General features: G+C 66.2%; 1 pseudogene. It reads right to left on the minus strand.

Going from position 1 to position 237, the window contains the following annotated elements:
- Positions 1-7: 7 nt before the first annotated feature.
- Positions 8-237, minus strand: a pseudogene (locus ACPYOI_RS37010) (Bcr/CflA family drug resistance efflux transporter); the annotation flags it as partial.

Genomic DNA, 237 nt, shown 5'->3' on the forward strand with positions numbered 1-237 from the left:
GCCAGCGTCAGATGGCGGCTGGTCCGCGCCTGTCGAGCGTTGCAGCACAAATTGCTGCCGCGAGCGCGAGTGACGCGGGGCCCAGCAATACGCCGAGCAAGACATCGAAGCTCGCCGAACCGTCAAGAACCGGACCGGCAATCGCGGCAATGACTGCACCACCTCCGACACTCATCGCCGCTACCAACCCCGCCGCGGTGCCTACCAGATCGGGACGCACCGAGAGCACACCGGCAT

This window comes from Rhizobium sp. SVR5-2C, assembly GCF_056755115.1.